A 7,361-nucleotide genomic window follows, 5' to 3' on the forward strand; every position below is an offset into this window, starting at 1 on the left:
ACACATCACCTGCTGCAAACACATACCTGTGGCGAGGGGGCTTGCCCCCGTTGGGCTGCGAAGCGGCCCCAAAAAAAAGGACTGCTACGCAGTCCAACGGGGGCAAGCGTCCTCGCCACAAAGTCATCTATCCAGCTTCAAAACTTGCAGCTCGCAGCTTGAAGCTTGAAGCTGCTTTTATCCTTTATCAGCCTTCCCCGCCGCCGCCGCAAACTTCGCCAACCGCACATCCAGATGCCGTGGCCTGCGTCCATGATCTTCCGCCCGCTCCTTGCGGCGAATGGCATTGCGCACCATCAACGAACCCAGATAACGAATCGGCTCCGGTGGGAAAAACCCCAGCGGCCCGTTCACCAGCGGCGAACGGGTCCACGGGTTGTCCAGCCCCTGAACCATCGACGCCAGAATCTGCCCGCCCATATGGCAAGGCCCGACGCCGCTGCCGGAATATCCAAACCCATAGAACACATTGCCACTGGCACTCATCTGCCCGAAGAACGGCAGGCCCGTGACCGAGCGATCCGACGGCCCGTTCCACGTCGCCTCGACCTTGACGTCGGCAAAGGCCGGGAAGAAGTCCGTCAGACTGTTCTGCAACAGGCCGGCATAAGGCGACGGCTGGTCGAACACCGGCAACATGCGCCCGCCATAAGCGAAGGTATTGCCGCCCTTGCCGAGCATGATCCGGCCGTCCGGCGTGTTGTGGTAGTAGTGCACGAAGATTCGCGAATCGAGCACCGTGACGCCGCTGGTCAAGCCGATTTCGTTGAGCAGATCCGGGCGTGGTTCGGTGATCAGCATGTCGCTGGAGACAATCGCCACGCTGCGCTCGAACTGCGGGAACGCCCGGGCCATCCAGGCGTTCATCGCCAGGACCACGCGATCGGCGCGAATGGTGCCGTTGGCGGTCTGTATCCCCGCCGGCTTGCCCTCTTCCAGTCCGGTCATGGCGGTGTGTTCATGAATCTTCACCCCCAGTTGCAGGGCCACACGGCGCAAGCCGCGCACCAGTTTGCCCGGCTGCACACTGGCCGCCGCCGGCGAGAACCAGCCTTCCAGGTGTTTGCTGGAACCGGCCATGCGCTGCACATCGGCCAGCGGCCTTTGTGTGAAAGAGTTGATGCCCTGGCGTTCCAGGGCGGCGATCACCGCGTCGGTCGAGCCGACCTGGGCGCGGTTGGTCGCGGTGTAGAGGGTGCCGTCGAGCCGGTAATCGGCATCCACCCCGTACTGTTCGCAGAACGCGCCGATGGCGTGGATGCTGCGTTCGGACTCCTTGACCAGGCGCACCGCTTCCTCGACACCGAACAGGCGCTCCAGGGTGAAATACTTCGCCGACCAGGACAGTGCGCAACCACCGTTGCGCCCGCTGGCACCGGCGCCGCAGATGTCGGCCTCTATCAGCCGCACATCCAGTTCGGGGTTTTGCTGTTTGAGCATGATCGCGGTCCACAACCCGGTGTAGCCGCCGCCGACAATGCACACGTCGGCGCGGGCATCGCCTTGCAGTGGCGGGCAGCTGTCGGACGCTTCAGCCTTGAGGGCGTGGTCGAGCCAAAAGGGTCTCATGGGGGTCGATCTCCGGTCAGAAAGCCACGCGCCAGCCTGCCGCACCCGCAGCAGGCGACGCGGGACAGGGTTCAGGTACGCAGGGGTTTTACGGTCATCGGCTGGTTAGGCACGAACGGATAATTGGTTTTCAGGCCACCGGGGCGGCTGTTCCAGTGCGGGATCAGCACCAGCGCGGAGAACATCGCGCAGCCGGCGAAAACGATGAACACGGTGACGGAGTCGAAATAGCCCGGCAGCAACCCGCCCAGGACCGCCCCGACCGAACCGCAGCCGTTGACGAAGCCCGCCGCCGTGGCACCGGACTTGGCGGTGCCGAAATCGATCGCGGCCGCGCCGCTGATCATCGAATCCGGTCCATACAGGGTCAGGCCCATGACGAACAGCAGTGCCACCACCAACGCCACGCTACCGGTGTGCAGCGCGCCCATGAAAAACGCCAGGGAAACGGTCAGGGCCAGCAGGCTGATCACGCAGGCGGGCATGCGGCGCGCGCCGAAGATTTTGTCTGAGGCCAGCCCGATCAGGATCGGCCCGAGCAATCCGGCCAACTCGAAGGCGGTCGGGATGATCGCCGCGCCCACCTTGCCCACCGAAGGCATCTGTTCGAAAACGATCACCGGACCCCAGAGCAGAATCGCGTAGCGCGCAGGCTTCAACATGAAGTACGCCAACCCCAGGACCAGCACCGTGCGGTTGCGCAGGATGTCTTTCAATGGCGCCAGAAAGCTTGTTTTGCTTTGGATGCGAGCTTCTTCCGCACTCAATTCGGGTTCCGGCTCCACCGCTGGCAGGCCAACGTCTTCGGGTTTGTTGCGCTGAAAGATGAAGAAAAGTACCGCCACCGCACCGACCACCGCCGCGCTGGAAATGAACGCCGCGTGCCAGGAGCCGATCGCCGTGTAGGCCCACCATCCGGCGAACGGCGATGCCACCAGGCCGCCGAACGCATAGCAGGAACTCCACAGCCCCAGCACCCGCCCGCGTTGCTGGGAGGGAAAGAAACTGCCGAGGTTCTTGCAAAGCCCCGACCAGCCCGTGGACTGCGCCAGGCCCTGGATCAACATGCAGGTGGCGAAGATCGGCAAGGTCGCGAAGCTGCCCATCACCAGCGCTGCGGCCGCGGAAATCAGCAACCCGCCCAGCACCACCACTCGCGGGCCGAAGCGGTCGGCGAGGATGCCCCAGGTGAATTGGCCGACGGCGTAGGCGGTCAGGTAGATGGCGTCGAGGTTGGCCATGGCCATTTTGTCGAGCATGAACGTCGGATCTTCGCCGATGCCGAGTTTGGCAACGGAAAACGCTTTGCGGGTGAAGTAGAAAGCGGCGTAGGCGAGCCAGGTGATCGCGAAGATCTGCACGCGCCAACGCTTGATGGTGCCGATGTGCTTGTTCATTGTGGTTCTGACCTCAGGGTGTGAGTGTGCCGGCAGAATTGGAAGAAAACGCCTGTGTTTTTATTGTTGAGCACTGCGATATCGCCCTGTCCCTGCGGCGGATACCGGTCAGATGAGTCCTGCGTACTGCACGCACAGTCTCATGGCTCCCGAGCTGTTCGACTGGCCAGTCAGCGGGGCTGGAGAGGATGGAAACAATTACTGATTAATAAGTGAAATCGATTTATCGTATTTCAAAAATAAGCCCTGCTTGTTACTGGAGGTTCGATGTCGGTTTCCCACGCCCAGCTAAAGGCTTTCCACGCGGTGGCCGTCCATGGAAGCTTCACCAAAGCCGCCGAGCGGTTGTTCCTCACGCAACCGGCGATCTCCGATCAAGTGCGCAAACTCGAAGAGCGCTACGGGGTGCTGCTGTTTCACCGCAATAAACGCTCGGTACGCCTGACTGATCTGGGGGAACGTCTGCTGGGCGTCACCCAGAAACTGTTCGTGATCGAAGCCGAGGCCCAGGAGCTGTTGCAGGACTCCCAGGCCCTGCAGACCGGCAGCCTGATTCTGGCGGTGGATGCACCGGTGCACGTGTTGCCGCAGATCGCCAGGTTCTGCGAGCGATATCCGGGCATCAGCGTGAAGATCGAAACCGGCAACACCGACGAATCGCTGTTTCGTCTGTTCAACTATCAGGCTGACCTGGCGTTGCTCGGCCGCGAGGTCAGCGACGAACGCCTGATCTCCCTGCCGCTGCGCAACGATCCGATGGTGGCGTTCGTCTCGCGCAATCACCCGTGGGCCGACCGCGAATCCATCTGCCTGGCGGATCTGGACGACACGCCATTGGTGCTCAGGGAAATCGGCTCGGTGACGCGCCAGACGCTGGAAGAGGAAATGGCCGGTGCTGGATTTCGCATCAGGCCAGCGATCCAGGTCGAAGGCCGGGAAGCGGCGCGCGAGGCGGTGGTGGTGGGGATTGGCGTGGGGGTGGTTTCGGCGGCCGAGTTCGGGGCGGATTCCAGGGTGTGTGCATTGCCGATTACCGATTGCAAGCGGCGCTTGACCGAGACGCTGGTGTGTTTGAGGGAGCAGAGTTCGCGGCGGATCGTGGCGACGTTTCTGGAGATGGTGCGCGAGAGTCTGGTGTAGGCAGGGCCGGCCTCTTCGCGGGCAAGCCCGCTCCCACAGGGTTATGTGTCGTTCACAAAATTCATGCACACCAAAAAACCTGTGGGAGCGGGCTTGCCCGCGATGGCGGCCTATCAGGCGACATGGGTTACCCGCCAGGCACCAACCCGAAAAACGCCTGTATCAACCGCAAATCCCGCCGCCGCTCCATGCACCCCATCATGTGCCGGTTCACCAGCCCCTCGCCAATGATCGGCACCGCCGCCACCCGTGGGTCGTGGCTGACTTCCACCGACGACACCACGCCCACCCCCAATTCCGCCGCCACCGCCTCGGTCACCGCTTCGCGGCTGTCCAGCTCCAGCAGCACCCGCGGGTTCACCTTGGCCTGAGCGCAGGCCTCGTCGAAGGTGCGGCGGGTGATCGAGCTGGGTTCGCGCAACACCATGATCACCTGATCCAGCTCCTTGAGCGGCACGCCCTTAGTCTTGCGCGCCCACGGATGATTCTCCGGCACCAGTGCGCAAATCCGTGACTCGCTCAGGGCTTGCAGATGCAGGCCCTTGCGCGGCTCGACTTCGGTCAGCACCGCCACGTCGGCATGCTCGGACAGCAGCGCCGCGAGGGTTTCCTGAGCGTTGCCCAGACGCAGGTTCACGGTGATCCCCGGATACCGCGCACGCAGGCTCGCCAGCATCGGCATGACCATGTGCGGGCCGTCCGCCGCGACTTCCAGGCGACCGGTGAGCAACTGCCGGTTCGCCTCCAGCATCACCTGCGCTTCCTCGGCCAGGCCGAACATCGCCCGGGTGATGGCCGCCAGTTTGGTGCCCTCTTCGGTCAATTCCACCCGCCGCGCCGTGCGCCGCAACAGGGTGATCTGGTAGTGCTCCTCCAGCGCCTTGATGTGCCCGGTGACCGCCGGCTGGCTGATGAACAGGCGCGCGGCGGCGCGGGTGAAGCTGCCCTCGCGGGCCACGGCATCGAAGGCGCGCAGCTGAAACAGATTCATGAATAAGTCCTACTGATGGCTGGCATAACAACAAACAATTTGATTGATAACTCGGCAAATTGCAATTTAGGCACCAACGCTTCATCCCATCGATTGCGAGGACACGAGAATGAGTATTGCCGCACCCATCCTGCTCACCCCCGGCCCGTTGACCACGTCCGCCCGCACCCGTCAGGCGATGATGGTTGACTGGGGTTCATGGGATGACCGCTTCAACCAACTGACCGCCAGCCTGTGCGAGCAACTGCTGGCGATCATCAACGGCGCCGCCAGCCATCACTGCGTCCCTCTGCAAGGCAGCGGCACCTTCGCCGTGGAAGCAGCGATCGGCACCCTGGTACCCCGCGACGGCAAGGTCCTGGTGCTGATCAACGGCGCCTATGGCAAACGCCTGGCGAAAATCTGCGAAGTGCTGGGTCGCTCCTTCAGCACCTTCGAAACCGCCGAAGACGAACCGACCACCGCCGCCGACGTCGACCGTCTGCTGCGTGCCGATGCCGGTATCACCCACGTTGCGCTGATTCACTGCGAAACCAGCACCGGTATCCTCAACCCGCTGCCGGAAATCGCCCAGGTCGTGCAGCAGCACGGCAAGCGCCTGATCATCGATGCCATGAGCTCCTTCGGCGCCCTGCCGGTCGATGCGCAACAGGTGCCGTTCGATGCGTTGATCGCTGCGTCCGGCAAATGCCTGGAAGGCGTTCCGGGAATGGGTTTTGTGTTCGCCCGTAAAGAGTCTTTGGCCGCCGCTGCCGGCAACTCGCATTCGCTGGCGATGGACCTGTTCGACCAGCACGCCTACATGCTGAAAACCGGCCAGTGGCGCTTCACCCCGCCGACCCACGTGGTCGCGGCGCTGCACGAAGCCCTGCTGCAATACAACGAAGAAGGCGGCCTGCCGGCACGGCATGCACGCTACGCCGCCAACTGCCAGGCGCTGATGGAAGAGATGGGCAAGCTGGGCCTGCGCAGCTTCCTGCCGGCCGCGATCCAGGCGCCGATCATCGCCACGTTCCACGCCCCGAAAGACCCGCGCTACCAGTTCAAGGAGTTCTACGAGCGGGTCAAGGCCAAGGGCTACATCCTCTACCCCGGCAAACTGACCCAGGTCGAAACCTTCCGCGTCGGCTGCATCGGCCACGTGCAACCCGCCGAAATGCGCGAAGCCGTCGCGGCCATCGGCGAAGTGTTGCGTGAGATGGAAGTACTGGAAATCTAACTCCATTCCCTGTGGGAACGAGCCTGCTCGCGATGAGGCCATGACAGTCAACACAGCTGTGCATGAACGATCGCTATCGCGAGCAGGCTCGCTCCCACAAAAAACCGAATTCCAAATTCAGTCAGCCATTACAGGATCTGATCACCATGAACTACACCAACCCAACCCAACTACAAGCCGCCATCCTCGACTGGGCCGGCACCGTCGTCGACTTCGGTTCCTTCGCCCCTACCCAGATCTTCGTCGAAGCCTTCGCCGAGTTCGATGTGCAGGTTTCCATCGAAGAAGCCCGTGGCCCGATGGGCATGGGCAAGTGGGACCACATCCGTACCCTGTGCGACCTGCCGGAAGTCGCCGAGCGTTATCGCAAGGTATTCGGCCGCACGCCGACCGACGATGACGTCACCGCGATCTACCAGCGCTTCATGCCGTTGCAGATCGAAAAAATCGCCGAACACTCGGCGCTGATCCCCGGCGCCCTGGACACCATCGCCAACCTGCGCCAGCAAGGAATCAAGATCGGCTCCTGCTCCGGCTACCCGAAACAGGTCATGGACAAGGTCGTTGAACTGGCCGCCACCAACGGCTACCTGGCCGATCACGTGGTCGCCACCGATGAAGTGCCGAACGGTCGTCCATGGCCGGCCCAGGCGCTGGCCAACGTGATCGCCCTGGGCATCGACGACGTAGCCGCCTGCGTGAAGATCGACGACACCGTGCCGGGCATTCTCGAAGGCCGCCGCGCCGGCATGTGGACCGTGGCCCTGATCTGCTCGGGCAACGCCCTGGGCCTGGACTACGAAGGCTTCCGCGCCCTGGACAGCGCCACGCTGGACAGCGAGCGCAAGCGCATCCACAAACTCTTCGAAGCCTCGCGCCCGCACTACATGATCGACACCATCAGCGACCTGCCCGCCGTGATCGCCGACATCAACCAGCGCCTGGCCAAGGGCGAGATGCCACAGTCCAGCTGATCCCCCTCCCCCTGAAACTGTAGGAGCGAGCTTGCTCGCGATGGTCGTCAACGATAACGCGGGAAACCTGA

General features: G+C 62.9%; 6 protein-coding genes. 3 read left to right on the forward strand and 3 right to left on the reverse strand.

Going from position 1 to position 7,361, the window contains the following annotated elements; genetic code table 11:
* Positions 1-177 precede the first annotated feature (177 nt).
* Both ACW9JE_RS15675 and ACW9JE_RS15680 read right to left on the reverse strand, forming a co-directional pair.
* Positions 178-1,569, reverse strand: a complete 1,392-nt coding sequence (locus ACW9JE_RS15675; protein WP_457433249.1) for an FAD-dependent oxidoreductase — start codon at positions 1,567-1,569, stop codon at positions 178-180.
* Between the two features lie 71 nt (positions 1,570-1,640).
* Positions 1,641-2,966 carry an MFS transporter gene (locus ACW9JE_RS15680; RefSeq protein ID WP_457433250.1) on the reverse strand — a complete coding sequence of 442 codons (1,326 nt, stop codon included), beginning with the start codon at positions 2,964-2,966 and terminating at the stop codon, positions 1,641-1,643.
* A 267-nt stretch (positions 2,967-3,233) separates the two neighbouring features.
* Between ACW9JE_RS15680 and ACW9JE_RS15685 the strand changes: the two genes are divergently transcribed.
* The gene (locus ACW9JE_RS15685; protein ID WP_224541529.1) at positions 3,234-4,106 is read left to right on the forward strand and encodes a LysR family transcriptional regulator; all 873 of its coding nucleotides are present in this window, start codon (positions 3,234-3,236) and stop codon (positions 4,104-4,106) included.
* 127 nt (positions 4,107-4,233) lie between these two features.
* Here the strand turns inward: ACW9JE_RS15685 and ACW9JE_RS15690 are convergent, their stop codons facing one another.
* Entirely contained in the window at positions 4,234-5,097 is an 864-nt protein-coding gene (locus ACW9JE_RS15690; RefSeq protein WP_457433251.1) for a LysR substrate-binding domain-containing protein, read from the reverse strand.
* 109 nt (positions 5,098-5,206) lie between these two features.
* Between ACW9JE_RS15690 and ACW9JE_RS15695 the strand changes: the two genes are divergently transcribed.
* Both ACW9JE_RS15695 and phnX read left to right on the forward strand, forming a co-directional pair.
* Entirely contained in the window at positions 5,207-6,316 is a 1,110-nt protein-coding gene (locus tag ACW9JE_RS15695; protein ID WP_457433252.1) for a 2-aminoethylphosphonate--pyruvate transaminase, read from the forward strand.
* A 146-nt stretch (positions 6,317-6,462) separates the two neighbouring features.
* Positions 6,463-7,290 (forward strand): phosphonoacetaldehyde hydrolase, encoded by an 828-nt coding sequence (gene phnX, locus ACW9JE_RS15700; protein ID WP_457433253.1) that lies wholly within the window; start codon positions 6,463-6,465, stop codon positions 7,288-7,290.
* The last annotated feature ends 71 nt before the right edge of the window (positions 7,291-7,361 follow it).

It is taken from the genome of Pseudomonas sp. SDO55104_S430 (genome assembly GCF_054070595.1).